At 69.7% G+C, this 23,301-nt stretch carries 22 protein-coding genes, 2 pseudogenes and 1 riboswitch; of the genes and pseudogenes, 13 read left to right on the forward strand and 11 right to left on the reverse strand.

Annotation, left to right across the window (positions count from 1 at the left end):
- Positions 1-175: 175 nt before the first annotated feature.
- The 4 genes from AC069I_RS14900 (at position 176) to AC069I_RS14915 (ending at position 5,185) form a co-directional block, all read left to right on the forward strand.
- Complete coding sequence (locus AC069I_RS14900) at positions 176-457, forward strand: GlsB/YeaQ/YmgE family stress response membrane protein (RefSeq protein WP_478230236.1); 282 nt, start codon at positions 176-178, stop codon at positions 455-457.
- Between the two features lie 477 nt (positions 458-934).
- Positions 935-1,663, forward strand: coding sequence for a phosphatidylserine decarboxylase (locus tag AC069I_RS14905; RefSeq protein ID WP_007033423.1), 729 nt, complete (start codon positions 935-937; stop codon positions 1,661-1,663).
- 3 nt (positions 1,664-1,666) lie between these two features.
- Complete coding sequence (gene pssA, locus AC069I_RS14910) at positions 1,667-2,638, forward strand: CDP-diacylglycerol--serine O-phosphatidyltransferase (protein WP_378443732.1); 972 nt, start codon at positions 1,667-1,669, stop codon at positions 2,636-2,638.
- Between the two features lie 267 nt (positions 2,639-2,905).
- The gene (locus tag AC069I_RS14915; RefSeq protein ID WP_478230238.1) at positions 2,906-5,185 is read left to right on the forward strand and encodes an AAA family ATPase; all 2,280 of its coding nucleotides are present in this window, start codon (positions 2,906-2,908) and stop codon (positions 5,183-5,185) included.
- Between the two features lie 54 nt (positions 5,186-5,239).
- Here AC069I_RS14915 and AC069I_RS14920 read toward each other — a convergent pair whose 3' ends face one another.
- Positions 5,240-5,884 (reverse strand): LytR C-terminal domain-containing protein, encoded by a 645-nt coding sequence (locus AC069I_RS14920; protein ID WP_478265633.1) that lies wholly within the window; start codon positions 5,882-5,884, stop codon positions 5,240-5,242.
- Positions 5,881-6,192 (reverse strand): DUF3263 domain-containing protein, encoded by a 312-nt coding sequence (locus tag AC069I_RS14925; RefSeq protein ID WP_005160574.1) that lies wholly within the window; start codon positions 6,190-6,192, stop codon positions 5,881-5,883. The genes AC069I_RS14920 and AC069I_RS14925 overlap by 4 nt, the downstream gene beginning before the upstream one ends.
- A gap of 158 nt (positions 6,193-6,350) precedes the next feature.
- On the opposite strand from AC069I_RS14925, the gene AC069I_RS14930 reads away from it, so the two are divergent.
- Positions 6,351-6,923: a peptide deformylase gene (locus AC069I_RS14930; RefSeq protein ID WP_478230240.1), complete on the forward strand. Its 573-nt coding sequence runs from the start codon at positions 6,351-6,353 to the stop codon at positions 6,921-6,923.
- Positions 6,924-7,011: 88 nt separating this feature from the next.
- Here the strand turns inward: AC069I_RS14930 and AC069I_RS14935 are convergent, their stop codons facing one another.
- The gene (locus AC069I_RS14935; protein WP_478265671.1) at positions 7,012-9,180 is read right to left on the reverse strand and encodes a glycoside hydrolase family 15 protein; all 2,169 of its coding nucleotides are present in this window, start codon (positions 9,178-9,180) and stop codon (positions 7,012-7,014) included.
- A 168-nt stretch (positions 9,181-9,348) separates the two neighbouring features.
- Here AC069I_RS14935 and AC069I_RS14940 point away from each other — a divergent pair.
- From AC069I_RS14940 to thiD (AC069I_RS14950), 3 genes and pseudogenes are all read left to right on the forward strand, one after another.
- Positions 9,349-9,794 (forward strand): annotated as a pseudogene (locus tag AC069I_RS14940) (LysE family translocator).
- A 160-nt stretch (positions 9,795-9,954) separates the two neighbouring features.
- The gene (thiC, locus tag AC069I_RS14945; RefSeq protein WP_478230242.1) at positions 9,955-11,598 is read left to right on the forward strand and encodes a phosphomethylpyrimidine synthase ThiC; all 1,644 of its coding nucleotides are present in this window, start codon (positions 9,955-9,957) and stop codon (positions 11,596-11,598) included.
- Positions 11,595-12,410, forward strand: a complete 816-nt coding sequence (gene thiD, locus AC069I_RS14950; RefSeq protein ID WP_478230243.1) for a bifunctional hydroxymethylpyrimidine kinase/phosphomethylpyrimidine kinase — start codon at positions 11,595-11,597, stop codon at positions 12,408-12,410. Before thiC ends, thiD (AC069I_RS14950) begins: the two co-directional genes overlap by 4 nt.
- A gap of 55 nt (positions 12,411-12,465) precedes the next feature.
- On the opposite strand, the gene AC069I_RS14955 is transcribed toward thiD (AC069I_RS14950), so the two are convergent.
- Positions 12,466-12,846 carry a winged helix-turn-helix transcriptional regulator gene (locus AC069I_RS14955; RefSeq protein ID WP_478230244.1) on the reverse strand — a complete coding sequence of 127 codons (381 nt, stop codon included), beginning with the start codon at positions 12,844-12,846 and terminating at the stop codon, positions 12,466-12,468.
- A 76-nt stretch (positions 12,847-12,922) separates the two neighbouring features.
- On the opposite strand from AC069I_RS14955, the pseudogene AC069I_RS14960 reads away from it, so the two are divergent.
- From AC069I_RS14960 to AC069I_RS14970, 3 genes and pseudogenes are all read left to right on the forward strand, one after another.
- Positions 12,923-13,845, forward strand: a pseudogene (locus AC069I_RS14960) (NADP-dependent oxidoreductase).
- A 23-nt stretch (positions 13,846-13,868) separates the two neighbouring features.
- Positions 13,869-14,699: a bifunctional hydroxymethylpyrimidine kinase/phosphomethylpyrimidine kinase gene (gene thiD, locus AC069I_RS14965; RefSeq protein ID WP_478230246.1), complete on the forward strand. Its 831-nt coding sequence runs from the start codon at positions 13,869-13,871 to the stop codon at positions 14,697-14,699.
- A 26-nt stretch (positions 14,700-14,725) separates the two neighbouring features.
- The gene (locus AC069I_RS14970; protein WP_340686441.1) at positions 14,726-15,532 is read left to right on the forward strand and encodes an ion transporter; all 807 of its coding nucleotides are present in this window, start codon (positions 14,726-14,728) and stop codon (positions 15,530-15,532) included.
- Here the strand turns inward: AC069I_RS14970 and AC069I_RS14975 are convergent.
- The 4 genes from AC069I_RS14975 to thiO form a co-directional block, all read right to left on the reverse strand.
- Positions 15,510-15,944, reverse strand: coding sequence for a MarR family winged helix-turn-helix transcriptional regulator (locus AC069I_RS14975; protein ID WP_340686440.1), 435 nt, complete (start codon positions 15,942-15,944; stop codon positions 15,510-15,512). The genes AC069I_RS14970 and AC069I_RS14975 overlap by 23 nt on opposite strands.
- Positions 15,945-16,053: 109 nt before the next feature.
- Complete coding sequence (gene thiG, locus AC069I_RS14980; RefSeq protein ID WP_478235383.1) at positions 16,054-16,812, reverse strand: thiazole synthase; 759 nt, start codon at positions 16,810-16,812, stop codon at positions 16,054-16,056.
- A 1-nt stretch (position 16,813) separates the two neighbouring features.
- Positions 16,814-17,014: a sulfur carrier protein ThiS gene (thiS, locus tag AC069I_RS14985; RefSeq protein WP_007033436.1), complete on the reverse strand. Its 201-nt coding sequence runs from the start codon at positions 17,012-17,014 to the stop codon at positions 16,814-16,816.
- Entirely contained in the window at positions 17,014-18,087 is a 1,074-nt protein-coding gene (thiO, locus tag AC069I_RS14990; RefSeq protein ID WP_478230247.1) for a glycine oxidase ThiO, read from the reverse strand. The genes thiS and thiO overlap by 1 nt, the downstream gene beginning before the upstream one ends.
- Positions 18,081-18,188, reverse strand: a riboswitch (TPP riboswitch). Its footprint overlaps the gene before it by 7 nt.
- Before the next feature lie 30 nt (positions 18,189-18,218).
- Between thiO and thiE the strand changes: the two genes are divergently transcribed.
- Positions 18,219-18,884, forward strand: coding sequence for a thiamine phosphate synthase (thiE, locus tag AC069I_RS14995; protein ID WP_478265634.1), 666 nt, complete (start codon positions 18,219-18,221; stop codon positions 18,882-18,884).
- 87 nt (positions 18,885-18,971) lie between these two features.
- Here thiE and AC069I_RS15000 read toward each other — a convergent pair whose 3' ends face one another.
- A complete protein-coding gene (locus AC069I_RS15000) occupies positions 18,972-19,691 on the reverse strand; it encodes a hypothetical protein (protein WP_478265635.1) in 720 nt (239 codons plus the stop codon).
- A 149-nt stretch (positions 19,692-19,840) separates the two neighbouring features.
- Between AC069I_RS15000 and AC069I_RS15005 the strand changes: the two genes are divergently transcribed.
- Entirely contained in the window at positions 19,841-20,779 is a 939-nt protein-coding gene (locus AC069I_RS15005) for a threonine ammonia-lyase (protein ID WP_478265636.1), read from the forward strand.
- 104 nt (positions 20,780-20,883) lie between these two features.
- Here AC069I_RS15005 and AC069I_RS15010 read toward each other — a convergent pair whose 3' ends face one another.
- Both AC069I_RS15010 and AC069I_RS15015 read right to left on the reverse strand, forming a co-directional pair.
- On the reverse strand, positions 20,884-22,386 hold the full coding sequence (locus AC069I_RS15010) for an MFS transporter (RefSeq protein ID WP_478230251.1): 1,503 nt from the start codon (positions 22,384-22,386) through the stop codon (positions 20,884-20,886).
- Positions 22,387-22,477: 91 nt separating this feature from the next.
- The gene (locus AC069I_RS15015) at positions 22,478-23,233 is read right to left on the reverse strand and encodes a GntR family transcriptional regulator (protein ID WP_005160527.1); all 756 of its coding nucleotides are present in this window, start codon (positions 23,231-23,233) and stop codon (positions 22,478-22,480) included.
- Between the last annotated feature and the right edge of the window lie 68 nt (positions 23,234-23,301).

Below are 23,301 nucleotides of genomic sequence, written 5' to 3' on the forward strand. Positions count from 1 at the left end.
ACGGGGGGGGGGGGGGGGGGGGGGGGGGGGGGGGGGGGGGGGGGGGGGGGGGGGGAGTGGGGGGGGGGGGGGGGGGGGGGGGGGTGGGGGGGAAAACAAAACCCCCCCCCCACGACCACCGCGGGCGGGCGGCGCCACCGGGGCCACCTCGGGCAGTCCACGTAACCTCGATGGCATGGGTTTCTTCTCGTGGATCGTGTTCGGCGCCATCGCCGGATGGCTGGCCAATGTCGTGGTCGGCGGCCCGGACCGGCGGGGCGGCTGCCTGTTCAGCATCCTGATCGGCGTACTGGGCGCGGCGCTCGGCGGCTTCGTCTACCGCATCGCCACCGGCACCGAGCGGACCTTCGAGTTCGACTTCCCCAGCTTCGGCGTCGCCATCCTCGGTTCGATCGTGCTGCTCGCCCTGCTGCGGCTGGTGCGCGGTTCCGGGCGGAGCGATTCCTCTCGCCGATGACCGATGGAGTGACCGTTGGTAACGGTTTTCTCGGGACCGGCGATCACGGGCGTCCGGCGAACTAAAGTGGGAGTTTCGCTCAGTTCCAGTGGCCGCGTCCGGTCGCATGTGCCGTCGGGGGGCATATGCGACCGGACGCGCGTGCCTCGGCGATGACCGAGGCGGCGCGGACGGGATCGATGAGCGGAGGCATCGGCGCCGCCGAAATGTCCCTCTTCCAGGCGCGGAACAGCTCGGCGAGTCGCTCGCCTGCGGGGTCCGGACTGGCGGGCATTCGCGGGTCCTCAAGGTCGGCTATCGGCATCAACTACCTAGAGTTATCGCGTATTTCCACCTTCCGTTACCGGGATGTGGCCCCTCCCACCCGGCCCGGGGAAACCCTTCCGGGGGAGGCCACGGCTCGTCTCCGGACAGGGCGGTAGCGTGGTGGCTCTTCCTGTCCCGACCCCCCGACACGAACTGCGGTGAACCCGACCAATGAGCGGCAACCGGCCGGAAGCCACTGGTAATCCCCTCGCGCACGCCGTGAAGCTCGCCCGCGAGACCGTCCCGCCGATGCACCCGGCCGGCAGGCCGTTCGTGTTCGGCGGCCTCGCCGCGACGCTGGTGCTGCGGAGGTTCTCCAAGCGCCTGGGCGTCGTCGGCGCGCTCGCGACGGCCGCCACGGCCGCGTTCTTCCGTGAGCCGAAGCGCGTCCCGCCCGCCCAGTCCGGCCTCGCGGTCGCGTCGGCGGACGGTCTGGTCTCGTTGATCGAGGAGGCCGTGCCGCCGCCCGAGCTGGGCCTGCCCGCCGAACCGCGGATGCGGGTGAGCGTGTTCCTGTCGGTGTTCGACGTGCACGTCCAGCGGGTCCCGGCGTCGGGCGTGATCGAGCGGGTCGCGTACCGGCCGGGGAAGTTCCTGTCCGCGGACCTGGACAAGGCGAGCGAGGACAACGAGCGCAACTCCGTGCTCATGCGCACCGAAGACGGCCACGAGCTCGTCGTGGTGCAGATCGCCGGGCTGGTGGCCCGGCGCATCCTCTGTGAGATCCGCGAGGGTGACAAGGTCGGCGTCGGCGCGACGTACGGCATCATCCGCTTCGGCTCGCGAGTCGACCTGTACCTGCCGCCGGGCAGCAAGGTTCTCGTCTCGAAGGGCCAGCGCACGATCGGCGGCGAGACGCCGATCGCCGAGCTGCCCACGGCGCCGCACCCGGAAGGCTGATCCATGGTCCGCGTGACCACTCCCGGCGTGCGGCTGCTGCCGAACGCCATCACGGTGCTCGCCCTGTGCGCCGGCCTGTCGTCGGTGCAGTTCGCGCTGATCGGCAACTATCCGATGGCGATCGCGTCGATCGGGATCGCCGCGGTGCTCGACAGTCTCGACGGCCGGATCGCGCGGCTGCTGGACGCGACGTCGAAGATGGGGCAGGAGCTCGACTCGCTGTCCGACGGGATCTCGTTCGGTGTCGCGCCCGCGCTGGTGCTGTACGTCTGGCATGCGGAGGGCGAGCGGATCGGCTGGGTCGCTTCGCTGATCTTCGCGGTCTGCATGATCCTGCGGCTGGCGCGGTTCAACACGCTGATCGAGGACACCGAGCAGCCGCCGTACGCGGGCGAGTTCTTCGTCGGGGTGCCCGCGCCCGCCGGTGGTCTGCTGGCGATGCTGCCACTGATCCTGGAACTGCAGTTCGGGCAGGGCTGGTGGTCGCACCAGTACGTGGTGTGGGTGTGGACGATCGCCGTCGCCGCGTTGCTGATCAGCCGGATCCCGACGCTGTCGCTGAAGACGGTGAAGGCGCCGCCCAAGGCGATCGCGCCGCTGCTGGTCGGGGTGGGCCTGCTGGCCGCCGCGATCATCCAGTTCCCGCTGGTGGCGCTGGCGATCGCGCTGGTGCTGTACCTGGCGCACATCCCGTACTCGGTGTACCGGCAACGGTGGCTGGCGAACCATCCCGAGGCGTGGATGGCGCCGCCGCGGGAACGGCGCGCGATCCGGCGGCGCTCGAGCCGCCGCCGTCTTGGCCTGCGCCCGCCGCTGCGCCGGGTGGTGGCAGGCGCCGCTCAGCGGGTCCGGCTCCAGCGGGGCGAACAGCACGTCGCGCGTACTCCGCGCACCATCAGCACCGACAAGGACCGCGACAACGGCCGAGGCCCGCGTCGCCGCTCGTGGCGCCGGATCGGCCTCCGGAAACGCTGACCCGCGCCACCCCAGCCCCCCACCCGTCCCTGGGGGACGGCCCCGCGCCCAGCGTATCGGGGCTGTCCGACGGGACCTGGGGAAACGGGGGTCAGGGACCGGAGTTGTCCACAAAGTGGGTGACCCTGTGGACAACTTGGGGCAGACGGCTTGAGTACATGAAGGCCTCTTTCCTCGCGTTTAGCGCGAGGAAAGAGGCCTTCATGTACTTCGGCGCCTCACCGCGCGGCGGCGGCTGAGCGCGCGGCGGCTGGATAGGGTGGCGGGGTGAGCGCACCCCAGATCACGCTGACCGTCCGGCACACCCCGTCCGCCCTGGACTCCCGCCGCGGCGTCGTCCGGCTGCACCCCGAAGTCCTCGACGCACTCGGCCTGATGGCCTGGGACGCCGTCCGTGTCACCGGCGCGCGGGTCAGCTCGGCGCTGGCCGCCCCGTCGGACGCGGAGGGGATCCCGGGGGTGATCCTCCTCGACGACGTCACGATGTCGAACCTCGGCGTGACCGAGGGCTCGGAGGTCGTCGTCGCGCCGGCGGAGGTGTCGGCCGCGAAGACGGTCACCGTGGCGGGTTCGCGTATCGCGAGCGTGTCGCTCTCCCCGCACACCCTGCGGCTCGCCCTGATCGGCAAGGTCCTGACCGTCGGCGACGCCGTTTCCCTGCTCCCCCAGGATCTCGCGCCCGCGCCGGGTTCCGACGTCTCCGCGGTCCGCGGCCAGCTGTCCCGCGCCATCGGCATGACGTGGACGAACGAGCTGCTCACCGTCACCGCCACCGAGCCGTCGGGGCCGGTCGCCGTCGGACCGTCCACTGTGGTCAGCTGGCGTGACGGCGCCCGCACCGGTGAGCCCGCGCCCGCCGCCGCTCCGGCCCGCGCCGGGACGACGCTGGTGCGCAGCACTCCTGCCACGCCATACGAGGATTTCATCGACGCCGAGATCGTCGAAGACGAGCGGATCGACGAGGCGGCCGAGGAATCCGTGCCGCCGTTGTCGGATCTCGCCGGCTCCGAAGCGGCCGCGCGCAAGCTCGCCGAATGGTTCGACCTGGCCTTCCACCGCCCGGAGCTGCTGGCGAAACTCGGGACGTCGGCGCATCTCGGGGTCCTGTTGTCCGGGCCGGAAGGCGTCGGGAAGGCGACACTGGTCCGCGCCGTGGCGCAGGCCGAGAAGGTGCGGGTGGTGTCGCTCGCGGCGCCGAACATCGCCGTCCTCGAACCGAACGTCGCCGCGGCGCGCCTGCGTGAGGCGATCGAGCAGGCCACCCACGACGAAGACCCCGCTGTCCTGCTGATCACCGACATCGACGCGCTGCTGCCCGCGTCCCAGCCGCCGCCGCTCGCGACGGTCGTCCTCGACGACCTGCGCAAAGCCTTGCGCACCAAGGGTTTCGCCGTCGTCGCCACCACCGGGCGAGCCGAGTCCACCGATCCGCGGCTGCGGGCCGCAGACCTGCTCGACCGCGAACTCGGCCTGCCGCTCCCGGACTCGAAGACCCGAACGGAACTGCTGCGCGTGCTTCTGCGCGAGGCCCCGCTGGAGTCCGGCGTCGACGTCGGCCCGATCGCCGAGCGCACTCCCGGCTTCGTGGCCGCGGACCTCATCGCGCTCCGCCGCGACGCCGCCCTCCGCGCCGCGCTGCGGCAACGCGAAGCCGACGAACCCCGGATCTCCCAGCAGGACCTGCTCGACGCGCTGACCACCGTCCGTCCCATTTCGATGTCCACTTCGGACAACCTGGCGACCGGTGGGCTGACGCTGGACGACGTCGGGAACATGACCGACGTCAAGCAGTCGCTCACCGAGGCGGTGCTGTGGCCGCTGCGCTACCCGGACTCGTTCGCCCGCCTCGGCGTCGATCCGCCGCGCGGCGTGCTCCTGTACGGGCCGCCCGGCGGCGGCAAGACATTCCTGGTCCGCGCGCTCGCGGGCACCGGCGCGCTGAACGTCTTCGCGGTCAAGGGCGCCGAACTGATGGACAAATGGGTCGGCGAGTCCGAACGCGCCGTGCGGGAACTGTTCCGCCGCGCCGCCGAGGCCGCGCCGTCGCTGATCTTCCTCGACGAGATCGACGCGCTCGCCCCGCGCCGCGGCCAGTCCTCGGATTCCGGCGTGTCGGACCGCGTCGTCGCGGCCCTGCTGACCGAATTGGACGGTGTCGAGCCGATGCGCGAGGTCGTCGTCCTCGGTGCGACGAACCGGCCGGAACTGGTCGACCCGGCCCTCCTGCGGCCCGGACGGCTGGAGCGCCGCGTCTACGTCCCGCCGCCGGACGCGCACGCGCGCGAAGCGATCCTGGCCGCCAGCGCCAAGAACACGCCGCTCGCGTCCGATGTGGACCTCGCGGCCTATGCGGCCACTTTGGACGGTTATTCGGCGGCTGACTGCGCGGCGCTGATCCGGGAGGCCGCGCTGACCGCGATGCGCGAATCGCTGGAGGCCAAGGAGGTCACCGCCGAGCATCTGGCGAAGGCGGCCAAGGCCGTGCGGCCGTCGCTCGACCCGGCTCAGCTCGCCGCGCTGGAGGCGTACGCGCAGACCCAGGTCTGAAGTACGTGAAAGGGCCCTCTTCCTCGCGAGGGAGAGGGCCCTTTCACGGATCGGCTAGGAGCCGTCCTTGTCGTTGGTCTTGTAGTCCTTGGTGAGGATGACGATCACGCCCGGGCCGATGTTTTCGATCTCCTTGAACCTGGGCTCGGCGCGGAAACCGAATTCCAGCGCCAGCGCCTTCGCGGCCGCTTCCTCGTCGGTGCCCGGCCGGTAGTACGCCACGGTCTCGGGGAGCCTGCCCGGGTAGCCCTTGACCTCGGAGACGTTCCAGCCGGAGGCGCGGAAGTCCTTCGCGGCCTGCTCGGCGAGACCCCGGATCGTGCTGTTGTTGTAGACGCGCACCGTCACCCACTTGTGCGACGCCTGCTGATCACCGCCGGGCTGTCCCGGCCCTGGCTGGCCGGGCTGACCCGTCTGCCCTGGCTGGCTCGCAGGTGGCGCCGAACTCGCGGGCGCGCTCGACGGAGGCGCCGACGACGCGGGCGGCGTGCCGGCGGAGGGCGAACCCGGCGCCGGGGACGAAGGCTGCGTCGCGCCGTCCGAGGACGTGGGCGTGCTGCCGGGCGGCGTCGCGGTGTCCGAGTCACCGCCGCCGCTGGTCAGGGTGATGCCGCCGATCACGGCGGCGATCACGGCGACACCGACCAAGGCCAGTCCGGCGGCCTTCATCGGCCGGGACAGACCCGAAAACAGACTCATGAGAGATCGATCCCCAGTCGCCGGGCCGCGCGATTGCGCTGCCGGGCCGCTCGCGTCTTTCGCAGGCGCTTCACCAGCATCGGATCGGCCTGCATGGCTTCGGTCTTCTCGAGCAGCCGGTTCAGCAACTGGTAGTAGCGCGTCGACGACATAGAGAAGCGTTCGCGGATGGCCTGTTCCTTCGCGCCGGCGTACTTCCACCACTGCCGTTCGAACGCGAGCATGTCGAGCTCGCGCTCGCTGAGGCCGTTCACGGTCTCCGACGGGGACGGCTGGTCGGGCTCAGCCATCGACTCCGCGGCGTCCATCCGACTCCTCGCAATCAGGTCAGTGCTCGGCGGGCGTGAAACCACAGGCTTGTCATTCCGCGGCGCCATTAGACCACGGATGCGGCGCCCGGCCTCGGTAACGACGTCGGCGCGTCATGGGTAAGGGTGTACCAGAAGGGTCCGACTAAACTGCGCGCGTGACCGTCCATCCCATCGTGATCGCCGGCGAGCCCGTGCTGCACAACCCGACTCGGGAGATCACCGAGTTCGACGCCAAGCTGCGCACGCTCATCGACGACATGTTCGAGACCATGTACGCCGCCGAAGGGGTGGGCCTCGCGGCCAACCAGATCGGCCTCGACCTGCGCGTGTTCGTCTACGACTGCCCCGACGACGAGGGCACGCGCCACAAGGGCGCCGTGGTGAACCCGAAGCTCGAGACGTCGGAGATCCCGGAGACGATGCCGGATCCGGACGACGACTGGGAAGGCTGCCTGTCGGCGCCCGGCGAGTCGTACCCGACCGGCCGCGCTTCGTGGGCGAAGGTCACCGGCTTCGACGTCGACGGCAATCCGATCGAGGTCGAAGGCACCGGTTACTTCGCGCGCTGCCTGCAGCACGAGACCGATCACCTGGACGGCTTCATCTACCTCGACCGGCTCGTCGGGCGCCACGCCCGTGCGGCGAAGAAGATGCTCAAGGCGAACAAATGGGGCGTTCCGGGCAACACATGGCTGCCGGAAGCGCGGCCCGAGTCCGCCGACGACTGACCCTCTCGCAGCTGCCCCGCGTGCTATGAAAGGTCCTTTCCTTGCAAATTTTGCAAGGAAAGGACCTTTCATAGCGTTCACGGGAGGGTCAGCAGCCCAGGAAGTGGCACCGCACCACCCGCGGCTGTTCGATCACCTTCCCCGCCTCCACCGACCACGCGAGCCGGAGGTACTGCGCATGCGTCCAGGCCAGCGGCGTCGCGGACGCGGTCGGGGTGCCCGCCGGGAAGCCGGGCTGCCCCGAGGGCGCGTTCTCGTCCCAGACCTGCTCCGGCATCGTGTCCCCGGAGCTGCTGACGCGCCCCAGGTCGCGAAGGCGCTTCGCGGCCGTACCACGGTCACCATTGGCGAGGTCGTACTCGCCGCGTTCACCCGCCAGCAGCGGCCAGAGTCGCCCGAAAGTGGTCCGGCTTTCCGCCGGGAAGATGTAGTCCCACGGTGACCCGTCGGCCTTCTCGCCGTAGCCGTCCTTCGTATACCTGTGCCAGAACTGACCCGTCGGGGTGGTGAAGGCGATGTCGGCATCGGTGACCTTGACGCTGTTCCTGATCACCGGATCGTCGGCGCGGTAGATGCCCAGCCTCACCAGTTCGAGGAATCCCGCGTCGGTCACGGCACGCTGGTCCATGGTCACGCTGGAGTTGCCCAGGTTGTACTTCGTGCCGTTGTTCGCGATGCCGTCCTTGGTCAGCCGGACGAAGTACGGGTCCTTCGACAGCGGGCCGTTCGTGGTCACCGTCCACTGGGCGAGCTTCGCCTTGAACGCGTCGGCGGTGTCGAGGTAGCGCTTCGCGTCGGCGGCGGCGCCGTTCGCCTTGGCGATGTCGGCCGCGCAGACCAGCCCGGCGATCACCGCGGCGATCGTCGAAGGCGAGTAGCCGTCCTGTTCTTCCCAGCGTTCCTGCTGGCTGTACGGCGACGCGTGCCCGTTGTCCGCCTTGTAGGACAACAGGAATTCCGCCGCCTTGCGCACACCCTGCCACGTCTTCACGTCGGTGCGGCCGAGCTGCTGGGCGAGCACGATCGGCAGCGCGGTCTCGTCGAGCTGGATGGACGTCCAGTACGGCGTGCCGTCGACGTGGCTGTTCTGCGGCAGATGCCCGTCCGGCAGCTGCTGCGTCCCGAACATGTAGTCGATCGACCGGTTGGCGGCGTCGCGGTCGCCGGCGGCGAGCAGACCGGTCGCGATCTGGTAGAGGTCCCGCGGCCAGACCAGGTGATAGGTACCCGACGGCGACCATTCCGGGTCGTTGTTCCCGAACCGCCACGGCATACTCGGCGACGCGATGAGCGCCCCTTGGTGGATCTTGTCCTCGCTCGCCGCGAGCATGAGCACGGACGCCTGGTAGAGGTCCCGTTCCTGCTTGGTCTTGAGCGACGACGGCGCGTCCTTCACCTGGCGGAGGTACTGCTTCCAGCCGCGGTCGTACGCGCGGGCGGTGTCGGAAAATCCGCGCCGTAGCGAGGCTTTCGCGTTGGCGAGCGCGTCGGCGTCCTTAGCGCCCATGCCGAGCGAAAGCGTGAAGTCCCGCGAGCGGACACCGTCGGCGGACGTCTGCCCGGTGATCAGCACGTTTCCCTTGGCCGCGGTCGCGTAATCCTTGAGGGTGAAGGATTTCGTCAGCTGCGTGATGCCGTCGGAGGAACCCGAATAGCCCACGGAACTCCGCGAGAACGCCGGTTCCGCCGCCAGCGCGGCCGCGGTCTTCGCGTCGGACGCGACCCCGTTCACCCCATCGGTACGTGCGGAGTCGTCGGATCCTTCGTTCGTGAGATCGGGATCCGCGACCGCGTACACCTGGTACGGGCGGCCGGTCAGCGAAACGAAGTCGACGTCGATCAGCACGCTCGTGCGCGCCGGGTCGGTGACGTAGGTCTTGCGGAGCTTCCAGCGGCGCTGGTCGTCGGTGATCGTCTGTTCGTAGGTGAGGCCGTCGGTACGGCGCACCCGCTGCGCCTTGGCCGACGAATCGACCGTCGCGAAGCTCGTCCCGTCGGTGACGACGAGGTCGAGCGCGCGAACGCCCGGCGTGGACAGATCCGGGTAGTAGACCTCGGACATCCGGCCGCCCTGGAGGGTGAACCAGACGTTGCTCGCCCGTTCGCGGGCGGTGCCGAAGCCGGTCTTGTCCGCCGGGAGCCAGCTCGGATGGGCGCCGGGCGCTCCGGGCGCCTCACCGCCCTGTGCCGCGGCCACCGCCGGGACCAGCCCCGCGATCAGCACGCCTGCCAGTGCCGGGAGCACGAGTTTTCGCATATCCACCCCAGACTTCTGTAACGGTGCAGAACCTCCGGGATTCTGTCGTGAATCCCCGGCGCGCACATGCTCCAAACCGGTGAACCGCTAACGCCGTCGACATGTCGGCCCAGAGAATCGCGTTGCCGCCTTCCTCATGGCGATGCGATCCCCGGCCCGGCGACGGTGATGCTCATCAAGCGGTCGGCGAAGGGCTCACGCCGGAACGCGTTCGCCACCGTCGCGGGTATCGAGGCGGGCGTCGCGTTCTGGGGACTCGCCGCGGTCTTCGGCCTGACCGCGCTCCTCATCGCCTCCCAGGTCGCCTACGACGTCATGCGCATCGCGGGCGCGGCTTCCGCTCCGGCTTCCTGATCAACGTGAGCAACCCGAAGGCGGGCGTGTTGGCGATCTCGTTCCTCCCCCAGTTCGTCCCCTCCGACGCCGGGCCGTGGCCGCTGCTGCTGTGCGTCGCGGTGTGGATCGCCGTCGACATCGTCTGGTCTTCGTCGCTCGCCCTGCTGGTCACACGCCTGGGTGAGTGGCTGCGCCGCGATCGCGTCAAGCTGTGGCTGGAGCGCACGTCCGGCGGTGTCCTGGTCGGCTTCGGAGTGACCGTCGCCTTGGAGGGTTGATTGTCCGCGCCCCGGCGTGGCATGGTCGGGGCACAACCAAACAACCGCGGGAGCTCGCGCCATGGCGGGCTGAGAGGGCGGCTGGTGTCTTTCCAGAGGACCCGGCGCCGCCGACCGCATGAACCTGACCGGGTAATGCCGGCGTAGGGAGTGAACGTCGTTGACGACGCTTGAGAATGCCCAGGGCATCACGCCGACCGTGACCACCGGGCCGATCACCGGTTCCCGGAAGGTCTATCACCAGACGGAATCCGGTCTCCGGGTCCCCGCGCGGCGGATCGATCTTTCGAACGGCGAGCATTTCGACGTTTACGACACCTCCGGCCCGTACACCGACGACGACGCGCAGATCGATGTCCACAGTGGACTTCATCGGCTGCGCGCCGGCTGGGCCGACGGTCGTGAGCACAACACCCAGCTCGGCTGGGCGAAACAGGGCGTCATCACCCGCGAGATGGAGTACGTCGCGGCACGCGAGCGCTGCTCGCCGGAATTCGTGCGGGACGAGGTCGCGCGCGGCCGGGCGGTGATCCCCGCCAACCGCAAGCACCCGGAGACCGAGCCGATGATCATCGGCAAGAAGTTCCTGGTGAAGATCAACGCCAACATGGGCAACTCGGCCGTCTGGTCCTCCGTGGAGGAGGAGGTCGACAAGATGGTGTGGGCCACCCGCTGGGGCGCCGACACGATCATGGACCTCTCCACCGGCAAGCGGATCCACGAGACGCGCGAGTGGATCATCCGCAACTCGCCGGTGCCGGTCGGCACCGTGCCGATCTACCAGGCACTGGAAAAGGTCAACGGGGAGCCGGAAAAGCTGTCGTGGGAGGTCTACCGCGACACGATCATCGAGCAGTGCGAGCAGGGCGTCGACTACGTCACCGTGCACGCCGGGGTACTGCTGCGCTACATCCCGCTGACCGCGCGCCGGGTCACCGGCATCGTCTCGCGCGGCGGCTCGATCATGGCGGCGTGGTGCCTCGCGCACCACAAGGAATCGTTCCTGTACACCAATTTCGCCGAACTCTGCGAGATCCTGCGCGAGTACGACGTCACGTTCTCGCTCGGTGACGGCCTGCGGCCCGGCTCGATCGCCGACGCCAACGACCGCGCGCAGTTCGCCGAACTGGAGACGCTGGGCGAGCTCACCCACATCGCCCGCGAGCACGACGTCCAGGTGATGATCGAAGGCCCCGGCCACGTGCCGATGCACAAGATCAAGGAGAACGTCGAACTCGAGGAGAAGCTGACCGGCGAGGCGCCGTTCTACACCCTCGGCCCGCTCGCGACCGACATCGCGCCGGCGTACGACCACATCACCTCGGCCATCGGCGCGGCGCAGATCGGCTGGTACGGCACGGCGATGCTCTGCTACGTCACGCCGAAGGAGCACCTCGGCCTGCCGAACCGCGACGACGTGAAGACCGGCGTCATCACCTACAAGATCGCCGCACACGCCGCCGACCTCGCCAAGGGGCACCAGTACGCGCAGGAGTGGGACGACGAGCTTTCCAAGGCCCGCTTCGAATTCCGCTGGAACGACCAGTTCAACCTGTCGCTGGACCCCGACACCGCCCGCGCGTACCACGACGAGACGCTGCCCGCGGAGCCGGCGAAGACGGCGCACTTCTGCTCGATGTGCGGGCCGAAGTTCTGCTCGATGCGCATCACCCAGGACGTCCGCAAGTACGCCGAGGAACACGGACTGTCCACTGTGGAGGCCATCGAGGCGGGCATGGAGGAGAAGTCGCACGAATTCGCCGAGCAGGGCAACAAGGTGTACCTGCCGGTGGTCAATCAGTGACAGCCACGCCCAGGACGGCCCTCACCATCGCCGGATCGGATTCCGGTGGTGGTGCGGGCATCCAGGCAGACCTGCGCACCTTCTTCGCCAACGGGGTGCACGGGATGGTCGCGCTCACCGCGGTCACCGTGCAGAACTCGCTGGGTGTGCAGGGGTTCAGCGAGATCCCGGTCGACGTCGTCACCGGGCAGATCAAGGCCGTCGCCACGGACATGGGCGTCGACGCGGCGAAGACCGGCATGCTCGCGACGGCCGAGATCATCAACGCCGTCGCGAAGACCCTCGACGAAGTCCACATCGGACGCTCGTCGGACACGCCGTTCGTCGTCGACCCCGTCGCCGCTTCGATGACCGGGCACGCGTTGCTGCGCGAGGAGGCGCTGGAGGCGATCCGCACCGAACTCTTCCCGCGCGCCACGCTGATCACGCCGAACCTGGACGAGGTGCGGCTGCTGACCGGCGTTTCCGTGACCGGGCCATCGACTCAGCGCGAGGCGGCGGAGGCGTTGCTGGAGTTCGGGTCCGAGTGGGTGCTGGTGAAGGGCGGGCATCTCGACGCGGCTCAGGACTGTGTGGACCTGTTGTCCGACGGTGAGTCCTGGGTGGAGCTGAGCGGGCCCCGCTTCGATACCCGGAACACGCACGGCGGCGGCGACACGATGGCTTCGGCGATCACGTCTTCGCTGGCGAAGGGGGCGGACGTGCCGACCGCCGTCGCCGAGGGGAAGCGGTTCATCGAGCGCTGTGTGGCGGAGTCGTATCCGCTGGGGGCCGGGGTAGGGCCGGTGTCGCCGTTCTGGAGGCTGCGGTAGGTGCTGGGCTCGTGAGTGGTAATGACGGTTAGAACCGTCCTTGCCACTCACGAGGTCAGCTGACGGGCTCCATCACCCGCGAGTCGTACTCCTTCCGCGATTCGAGGATCCCGTCGAAGTTGGCGACGGACCATTCGCTGACCGCCATGAGCAGCGTGCCCGCGCTCGCGCCGCGTTCGGTCAGCGCGTACTCGACGGTCGGCGGCGTGGTCGGGAAGACCGTGCGCGTGACCAGGCCGTCGCGTTCGAAGGCACGCAGATTCTGCGTCAGCATCTTCTGGCTGATCCCGCCGACGGCGCGGCGCAACTCACCGAACCGGTGCGGCCGCCGCGACAACGCGCCGAGCACGAGCGCGGTCCACTTGTTGGCGAGCAGATCGAGGACGTCTCGACACGGGCAGTTCCGCAGGTAGATGTCCCACGGGGATTCCGGCACTTCACTATAAGTGCCTTCTAGCGAAAAGAGACCAAGCGCCCGAGCATGGAAAGCACCGACAACGGAGGAGCTTTCCATGCGCGTCGTGACCCAGCAGCGGCTTGGTGGCCGGAAGTGCTGGAGGTGACCGAAACCGATCGGCCGTCCCCCGCCCCGACGGAGGTGCTCGTGCGGGTGCGCGCGGCCGGCGTCAACCCGGTCGACTGGAAAACCCGGGCCTACGGCGTCTTCATGGGCGAGCCACCGTTCGTCCTCGGCTGGGACGTCTCCGGGGTGGTGGAGGAGCTCGGCGTCGGCACCACGCGTTTCGCCGTCGGCGACGAGGTCCTCGGCTTCCCGTGGTTCCCTCGGCAGGCCGGCGGCTACGGCGAATACGTGGCGGCGCCCGCCCGCCAGTTCGTACGCAAACCCGCGAACCTCACCCACGAGCAGGCCGCCGGACTGCCGCTCGCCGGGCTCACCGCCTGGCAGGGCCTCGTGGACATCGCCGACGTCCGGCCGGGGCAGCGTGTGCTGATCGACGCGGCCGCGGGCGGGGTCGGGCACCTCGCCGTCCAGGTGGCGAAGGCACGTGGCGCGTACGTCCTCGGCACGGCGAGCGCCGGGAAACACGACTTTCTCCGCGAGCTCGGCGTCGACGAGCCGATCGACTACCGCGACGAGAGCGCGACCGTGTCCGATGTGGACGTCGTGTTCGGGCTGGTCGGCGAGCAGAGCGACCTGCGCTGGCTCGACGCGGTGAAACCGGGCGGCCTGCTGATCGCGGTGCCCGGCGGCCCGAGCGAGGCTGTCGTGACGAAGGCGGAGAAGCTCGGCGTGCGGACGTCGGGGATACTCGCCGAGCCCGACGAGATCGGTCTACTAGCGCTGACCGGCCTCGTCGAGAAGGGTGAACTGCGCGTCCACGTCGACCAGACCTTCCCTCTCGAGGACGTCGCGAAGGCGCACGAAGCCGGCGAAGGTGGCAGGGTCACCGGGAAGCTCGTCCTGACCCTCTGAGAACGCGCGTGGAAAATGAACCCATGAGCGAGAACCCGAGCCCGCCGTCGGCGCTGACCATCGCGGGGTCCGACTCCGGCGGCGCCGCCGGCCTTCAGGCGGATCTGCGCACGTTCCTCACCTGTGGCGTGCACGGTCTGGTCGCGGTCACCGCCGTGACCGTCCAGAACACCCTCGGCGTGCACGACCGCACGGACATCCCGGCGCGGATCGTCGCGGGCCAGATCGAGGCCGTCGCGGCCGACATGGGCGTCAACGCGGCCAAGACCGGCATGCTCGCCTCGGCCGAGATCATCCACGCCGTCGCCGCGGCGTGCGACAAGGCCGAGATCGGCCGCGACAGCAAGGTGCCGTTCGTGGTCGACCCGGTCGCGGCGTCGATGCACGGTCATCCGCTGTTCGACGAGGCCGGGCTGGTCGCGCTGCGGGACGAGCTCCTGCCGCGCGCGACCGTCCTCACGCCGAACCTCGACGAGGTCCGCCTGCTGACCGGGATGACCGTGACCACCCGTGAACAGATGCACCAGGCGGCCGTCGTGCTGCACCGGCTCGGGCCGAAGTACGTGCTCGTGAAGAGCGGCCACCTCGTCTCCGACCCCGAATGCGTCGACGTGCTCTTCGACGGTTCCACGTTCGTCGAACTGCCGGGCGAGCGGTTCGCGACCCAGCACACGCACGGCGCCGGGGACACCATGGCGTCGGCGCTGACGGCCGGTCTCGCGAAGGGGATGTCCGTCGTGGAGGCCGCCCGCTACGGCAAGTGGTTCGTTTCACACGCGGTCGAAAACGCCTACCCGATGGGTGCGAAGGTCGGTCCGGTTTCGGCGTTCTGGCGGCTTGCGCCCGGGCACTGAGCACCCGTCCGGTTACGATCTGCGCCGTGACCGGACGCGAAACGGTGGCCAGGGTCGTCGAAGACCGCCGCTTCCAGAACTTCATCATCGCGGTGATCGTCTTCAACGCCGTCACGCTCGGCCTGGAGACCTCCACGAGAATGCTCGCGGAGTACGGGAGCCTGCTGCACACGGTCGACTACATCGCGCTCGGGATCTTCGTCCTCGAACTGGGCGCGAAGCTCTACGCCTATCGCGGGAAGTTCTTCCGCGACCCGTGGAACATCTTCGACCTGGTCGTCGTCGGGATCGCGGTGATCCCGACGACCGGCCCGTTCGCGGTGCTGCGGGCGTTGCGGGTCCTGCGCGTGCTGCGGCTGATCTCGGTCGTGCCGTCGATGCGGAAGGTCGTCACCGGCCTGCTCGCGTCGATCCCCGGGATGGCTTCGATCGCCGCGCTCCTCGCGCTGATCATCTTCGTCGCGGGCGTGATGGCGACGAAGCTGTTCGGCGCGATCTCGCCGGAGAACTTCGGCGACCTCGGCACGTCGCTGTTCACGCTGTTCCAGGTGATGACCGGCGAGGCATGGCCGGACATCGCCAAGGAGGTCATGAAGGAAGCACCCATGGCCTGGGTGTTCTTCGTGGTCTACATCCTCGTGTCCAGCTTCGCGGTGCTGAACCTCTTCATCGCCGTGGTGGTCAGCGGGATGGAGGACGAGCTTCGCCAGGACATCCGCGAGGAAGAGGCGAAGCAGGCCGAAACGCAGGCCCAGGCCAACAAGGAGATCCTTGACGAGCTCCGCGCCCTTCGCGCCGAAGTCGCGGAACTCAGCGCTCTTCGTCCGCGATGAGCGCTTCGAGCGCCGGAAGGGCCGCCGCCAAGGCCGCCTGGTGCTCCGGGCTCAGCCGTTCGAGGCGTTTGCCCAGTTCGTTCACGCGCGTCGACCGGACGCCGGAAACCAGCCTCTCGCCCTCTTCGGTGGCCTCCGCGAGCCAGGCACGCCTGTCGATCGGGTCCGATTCACGGCTGACGTAGCCCGCTTCGACCAGCGAAGCGACGATCCTCGACATGGTGGCCGCGGCGACGCCTTCCTTCGCCGCGAGGTCACCCAGCCGGAGCTGGCCGTAGTGCACGAGCGTGGCGAGCGCCGAGATCGCGCCGTGGCCTGGCCCGGGCACGCCCGCCTGGCGCAGTGACCGGGACAGCCTGCCCACCGCCAGGAACAACCTGCCCGAAACGTCCTGGACCGCTGACGTGGTCACCACTGGCTCCTCTGGGTACACGGCGGCGGGTGCGCCTCCGGAAAGTGCCGTCAACCATACGGGCTTCCGGTGCGAACTCGCCGTGAAGGCCGTGAACCGTACAAAAGGGTTACCGGGGCGGGCTCGACGCGTGCGCCCAGAACCGCTGCGGGATCCGCCCCGCGCCGGCGGCCAGCCGCCCCGCGGTGACGGCGGCCCGCATCGCCGACGCCATCCGTTCGGGGTCCGCGGCCCTGGTCACGGCGGTGGAAAGCAGGACGGCGTCGCAGCCGAGCTCCATCGCCAGCGTCGCGTCGGAAGCCGTGCCGATCCCGGCGTCGAGGATCACCGGGACCCCCGCGCGCGACACGATCAGCTCGATGTTGTGCGGGTTCCGGATGCCGAGACCGGTGCCGATGGGCGCGCCGAGCGGCATCACCGCCGCGCAGCCCGCCTCCTCCAGCCGCAGCGCCAGCACCGGGTCGTCGTTGGTGTACACGAGCACGGTGAAGCCGTCCGCGGCGAGCTGTTCGGCCGCTTCGAGGGTCTCGAACGGGTCCGGCAGCAGTGTGCGGTCGTCGGCGTGGACCTCCAGCTTGATGAGGTCGGTCTCGAGCGCTTCGCGGGCGAGCTGCGCGGTGAGGACCGCTTCGGCGGCCGTCCGGCAGCCGGCGGTGTTGGGCAGCAGGCGGATGCGGAGGCGGCGAAGCAGTTCGAGGACGCCAGAGCCGCCTTCGGCGTCGGCCTTGCGCATCGCGACGGTGGTCAGTTCCGTGCCGGACGCCACCAGCGCGCGTTCCAGCACGGCGAGGTTGCCCGCGCCGCCGGTGCCGATGATCAACCGCGACGAGAGCTTGTGCTCGCCGATGACGAGGTGGTCGCCGTCCATTTCAGCCTCCTTGCACAGCGGTGAGGATGTCGACGCTGGCGCCCTTGCGCACCACCGCTTCCGGCCATTCGCCGCGCCGGACGACCACGCCGTCCACCGCGACCGCGACCCCCTGTGTCGCCGTGCCCAGCGCCTCCAGCACGCCCTCGACCGTGGTCCCGTCGGGGAATTCGCGCCACTGGCCGTTGACCTGGATCTCCATCACACCCGCTCCTCGCTTCGCCGCGACGGCGTGGCCGCCGCGACCTCGTCCGGCAACGGCACTCCGTCCAGCCAGGCGACCGCGGCGTCCGCGGTGACCGGGGCCATCAGGAGACCGTTGCGATGGTGACCTGTCGCGGCGAAGACACCTTCGCCCAGCTCACCGATGAAGGGCATCGTGTCGACACTCGCCGCGCGAAGCCCGGCGGCGGTCTCGACGAGTTCGTATTCGGTGAGGCCCGGGAAGACGCGCTCCGCGCCTTCGAGCAGCTCACGAACGCCTCGGACGGTGACGGTCTCGTCGAAACCGGCCTCGTACTGGGTCGCGCCGAGTACGAGCTGACCGTCGTCGCGCGGGACGAGGTAGATCGGGCGGCCTTCGACCATCGCGCGGACCGTGCGTTTCGGTGGTGGCAGGCAACCCCGTCGCGGCCGGAGGCGGAGGATCTCGCCCTTGAGCGGGCGGACGGCGCCGTCGAGCGCGGGATGCAGCCGCCCGGTCCAGGCTCCCGCGGCGAGGACGACGTCGCCGTCGAGGCTTTCGAGGTCGGTGACCGTCTCGTGGCGGAACTCGACGCCGTGCGCGCCGCAGGCGTGGCGGAGCGCGTGCAGCAGCCTTCTGTTGTCCACGGCCAGATCTCCGGGCACGAGGAGTCCACTTCGGACGGACCCGGCGAGCCCGGGTTCGGCGCGGCGGACCTCGCGGCCGGTCAGCCGCTCGACCTCGCGGCCTAGCTCGGCGAGGTACGCGGCGAGCATTTCGAGGTTGCCCGCGTCGGCGCTGTCCAGCGCGACGACGAGCGTGCCGTGCGGCGAAAGACCCGGGTCCACACCCTCTTCCGCCAGGTCACGGGCGAAATCGGGCCAGCGCCGCAGCGACGCTTCGCCGAGCTTGAGGACGTCTTCCTCGCCGGGCCATGCCTCGGTGACAGGCGCGAGCATGCCGCCTGCGAGCCACGACGCGCCGCGCCCCGGCTCGGGGTCGTACACGGTGACGCGATGGCCGCGTGCGGACGCGCGCCAAGCGACCGAGAGGCCGATGACCCCGCCGCCGACAACCGAAAGTTCTCTCATGAGATCACGCTCCCTGCGCCGGCATGACCCGGATCAGGTTCCACGGTCGGAGCGGTCCCGGCTCCCTCTCAGCCCGTCCTCGGGCTCCCGTGCGGACCACCCCACCGTAGCGCGCGAGTACCGTCGCCGCCATGCCCACCCTGTCTGGTTCGCTGATCCGCGCCCGGCTCGCGGACGCCCGCCTGTACCTCTGCACCGACGCCCGGTCCGGCCGCGGCGATCTCGCCGAATTCGCCAACGCCGCACTGGCCGGCGGGGTCGACATCATCCAGCTGAGGGACAAGACCGGCGGTGCGCCGATCGAGGCGAAACACGAGATCGCCGCACTGGAAGTGCTGGCGGAGGCGTGCGAGAAGCACGACAAGCTGCTGGCGGTGAACGACCGCGCGGACGTCGCGCTCGCCGTCGGCGCGCACGTGCTGCACCTTGGCCAGGACGACATCCCGGTGTCGCTCGCCCGTCGCGTGCTCGGGGACGACGTGGTGATCGGCCGGTCCACCCATTCGGCCGAACAGGCCACGGCCGCCGCCGGGGAGGCCGGCGTGGACTACTTCTGCACCGGCCCGTGCTGGCCGACCCCGACGAAACCGGGCCGCTCCGCCCCGGGGCTCGACCTGGTGCGCTCGACGGCCGCGTCCGGGACGACGCGGCCGTGGTTCGCGATCGGCGGCATCGACGCCGAGCGGCTGCCCGAGGTGCTGGACGCGGGGGCGTCGCGGATCGTCGTCGTCCGCGCGATCACCGAGGCCGAAGACCCCGAAGCGGCCGCCCGGACCCTCCGCTCCACCCTCCCCTGACTCCCCCGACCCACGCATTTCGTCCTCTGAATGCGGTAGTTGGCAGCGCGAACTACCGCATTCAGAGGACGAAATGCGGGAAGGGGATCAGGGCACGGGGGTGTTCGAGGCGGGAGCGGACGGCGTCGTCGGGGGCGCCTGGGAGGTCGAAGGCGTCGTGGACTGCGTCGTCGGAGGCGCCTGCGTGGTCGTGGGGGCCGTCGGGGTCGTCGACGGGGTCGGCGTGGTCGACGGCGTCTTCTCGGGCTGGTTCTCCCGCGTCTCCGAAGGCGTCGTCGCCGGCGGGGTGTCGTGCTTGTCCTGCCGCTCCTGGGGCTGCCCGCCGCCGATGATCTTCCCTATGGTCGTCCCGGTCCCACCACCGAAGGTCTTCCCGGTCGCCCCCTCGAAGCCGGTGATCGCGACGAGCGCCACCGCGAACGCCGCCACGCTGACTCCGGCGATCACCGCCCAGCGCGGTTTGAACTTCCGCGCGGACGGCTCGTCCTCCTTCGCCGGGGTGAGCCGGACCGTCTCCTGCTCCGCCTCCTGCTCCGCCGGGTCGAGCACCTTGCGGCGCCCGGGAACGGTCAGCACCACTCGCGCCTTCAGTGCCGCGTCCTTCGTCCGTTGCAGCGAACGCAGGTACAGTTCGCCGCCGAGCGTCGTGATCACGCTCGCCAGCCCGGCACCCGCCACCGTCCCGGCCACGCCGAGCGTGGAACCCAGCAGCGCCGCGGTGATCGCGGCCATCGCGGCCGCCGTCACCTGGATGATCCGGCCTTGCTTTTCCGTCTTTTCGGTTTTCTCCGTGGTCTCCTTGGTCATGATCCCGTTCTGCTGCTAGTCGGTCCTCACCGGTCCTAACGACTAAGGCGCACGGGATGCTCCCTTCGTTGTCCGCACGTGAGCAGCGCCACGTCGTCTGTCCATAAAGGACTGTCCACGGCTCACAACTCCTTGACATAATCGGACGTATGGACCTGGTATCGATCGAGGAAATCCGCGACGCGGCAAGCCGTGTCAAAGGCGTCGCGGTGCGCACCCCGTTACTGGAACAAGGGTGGGCGCCGTTGTGGCTCAAACCGGAAAGCCTTCAGCCGATCGGCGCTTTCAAGGTGCGCGGCGCGTACAATGCGATCGCCGCGTTGAACGAAGATCAGCGCGCCCGCGGCGTCGTCGCGTTTTCCAGTGGCAACCACGCGCAAGCGGTCGCGTACTCGGCGAAGCGATTCGGGATTCCCGCGGTGATCCTCGTTCCGGACGTCGCCCCGCGCGCCAAGGTCGAAGCCACCAAGGCGCTCGGCGCCGAGGTCATCGAGGTCCCGATCGACGCACAGGAATCCTCCGCGCTCGCCGTCGCCGACGAACGAGGGCTCACCATGATCCCGCCGTTCGACCACCGCGACGTCATCGCCGGGCAGGGCACCGTCGGCCTGGAGATCGCCGAAGACCTGCCGGACGCCGGCGTCGTGCTCGTGCCGCTCAGCGGCGGCGGGCTGGCCTCGGGCGTCGGCACGGCGATCAAGGAACTGCTGCCGGACGCGAAGGTCATCGGCGTCGAGCCGGAACTGGCCGGCGACACCGCCGAGGGCCTTCGCGCGGGCAGGCGGATCGAGTGGCCGATGGACCTGCGGGCCCGCACCAGCGCCGACGGCCTGCGCGCCCAGCCGTCGGACCTGACCTTCGCCCACCTCCAGTCGGTGCTCGACGACGTCATCACCGTTTCGGAGGAGGAGATCCGGGAGGCCGTCCGGACGCTGGCGCACCAGGCCCGCCTGGTCGCCGAGCCGAGCGGCGCCACCGCGACCGCCGCGTTCCTTTCCCACCGGGACACGCTGCCGCCGGGCAAGGTCGTTTCGGTCGTTTCGGGCGGCAACCTGGACCCGGCGACGTTGGCCGACCTGCTCGCGTAACTCGCGTGCGTAAAGCCGGATCTCGCGTGCGTGAAGCCGGATCTCGCGTGATTGGGGCCGGATCTCGCGAGTTCCGCCTTCAAGCCCGCGAGTTCCGGCTCCGATCACGTGTGTCCGGCGGGACGGACGTGCGTCGGCGGCGAGTCGACCCCGCAGTGGAGGCATTCACCCGGATGCGGTGACTTGTCGGTGTCATCGGCAGGTGTGTCGAGGACACCGTTGTGGATGCCGAGCGCGATCAGCCCACCGCCGATCGCCAGGGCCGCGCACACCAGCAACGCCGTCCGCCAGCCCGCCGTCAGCGCCACCGGATCGGTGTAGGCGGCACCGGACAGTCCGGCGACGGCGGGCAGCACGGCGATCGCGAGCAGGCCACCCGACCGGGCGATGGCGTTGTTGACCCCGGAGGCGACGCCGGCGTATCGGTCCGGAGCGGCGGCCAGCACCGTCGCGGTCACCGGTGCGACGACCGTCGCCAGCCCGGCGCCGAACACGACGACGGCGGGCAGCACCGACCCCAGGTACGAAGATCCCGGCCCGACACGCATCAGCAGGAGCATGCCCACGCCGATCAGGATCGGGCCGGCGACCAGTTGCGTACGCGGACCGATCTTCTGCGCGAGCGCGCCGGACCGGCCGGAGAACAGCAGCATGATGACGGTGATCGGCAGCCCGGCGAGCCCGGCCGCGGTCGGCGAGTAGCCCAGCGACACCTGCAACTGCATGACCATCAGCATCATCACACCGCCGAGCGCCGCGTAGACGACGAAGGTCAGCGCGTTGGCGAGGCTGAACGTCCGGTCGCGGAACAGTTTCGGCGGCACCAGCGGGTCGGCCGAGCGGTGCTGGATCACCAGGAACGACCCCAGCCCCGCGACGCCGAGCACGATGGCGACCAGGACGACGACGTCACCGATACCGCGTCCGGGCGCCTCGACCAGCGCGCCGGTCAGCCCGGCCAGCCCGATCGCGCCGACGGCGGCCGCGAGGAAGTCGGGATGCCCGGTCGCCTCCTCGTCACGGGACTCGGGTACGTAGCGCCGGGCGAGCAGGACGCAGACGGCGGCGAGCGGCAGGTTGATCAGGAACGCCAGCCGCCACGACCACACCTGCACGAGGACGCCGCCGAGCAGCGGGCCGATCGCCGCCGCGATGCCGCCGAGCCCGGACCAGGCACCGATCGCGCGGGCCCGGTCGTCGTGGGCGAAGGACGCTTGAAGGATCGCCAGCGAGCCGGGCGTGAGCAAAGCTCCCCCGATCCCCTGGAGGATCCGGGTCGCGACGAGCAACTCGGTGGTCGTCGCGGCGGCGCACAGCCCGGAGGCGACACCGAACCAGACGACGCCGACGATGAACATGCGGCGGCGGCCGTAGCGGTCGCCGAGGGATCCGGCGACGAGGATCAACGCGGCGAGCGCGAGCAGATAGCCGTCGAGGATCCATTGAAGGCCCGCGACGGACGCATCGAGTTCTTTGCCGATCCTCGGTAGCGCGACGTTGATGATCGTCCCGTCGAGCATCGCCATGCCCGAGCCCACGATCGTCGTCGCGAGCACGCCGCGCGCCACCGGCGTCCCCCACCGAATCCCCGCCGCCGTGTCAGTCATGGGACGACTGAATCACGACGGCAGGGAGCGGGCCACCGCGAAATCGGCATGAATTCCGGGAAAGCGATCTTTCCCGGAATTACCTGACTCGTCAGGGAAGTAGCGTGGTGACGAATTTGTAACGGTCACCCCGGTAGATCGCGCGCGCGAACTCGACCGGTTTTCCGTCGGTGGCGAAGGAATGCCTCGAAAGGAGCAACATCGGCATTCCGACGTCGGCGCCGAGCATCTCCGCTTCATGCGGCCCGGCGAGGGCGGTCTCGATCGTTTCCTCCGCCCTTTCGAGCTCGACGCCGTAGTGCTCCCTCAGCACGGCGTACAGGGACCCACCTGCGGAAACATGTTTGCGCAAACCGCGGAAGCGGCCGAGCGGGAGATGCGTGGTCTCGAGGGCCATCGGCTGCGAATCAGCCAGCCGGAGACGGCGAAGGCGAAGGATCTTCGCGCCGACACGGATTCCGAGCAGCTTCGCCAGATCGGCTTCGACGGGCAGTTCGTCGATCTCCAGCAGCTTGGACGACGGCTTGAGCCCCTGCTTGCGCATGTCCTCGGTGTAGGACGACAACTGCAGGCGCTGCGCGAGTTTCGGCTCGGCGGCGAAGGTGCCCTTGCCCTGCACACGGTGGAGCCTGCCCTCGGCGGTGAGGTCGGCGAGCGCCTGCCGGACGGTGGTGCGCGAAACGGTGAATTCCCCCGCCAGCGCCCGTTCCGTCGGAATCGGCGAGCCGGGCGGCAACGCGTCGAGCAGATCGAGCAGATGCTGTTTCAGCGCCCAGTACTTGGGTTCGCGCTGCCCGCGCATCCCTGCCGTAGCGCCCGCCTCACTCGCGGTGGTTGTCTCCAACATGACCGACTCCCTAAGCCTTCCCACTCAAACGCGCACCGTCCCCGCTAGGAAACGTACCCTTCACCACA

It is taken from the genome of Amycolatopsis sp. NPDC043885 (genome assembly GCF_056435685.1).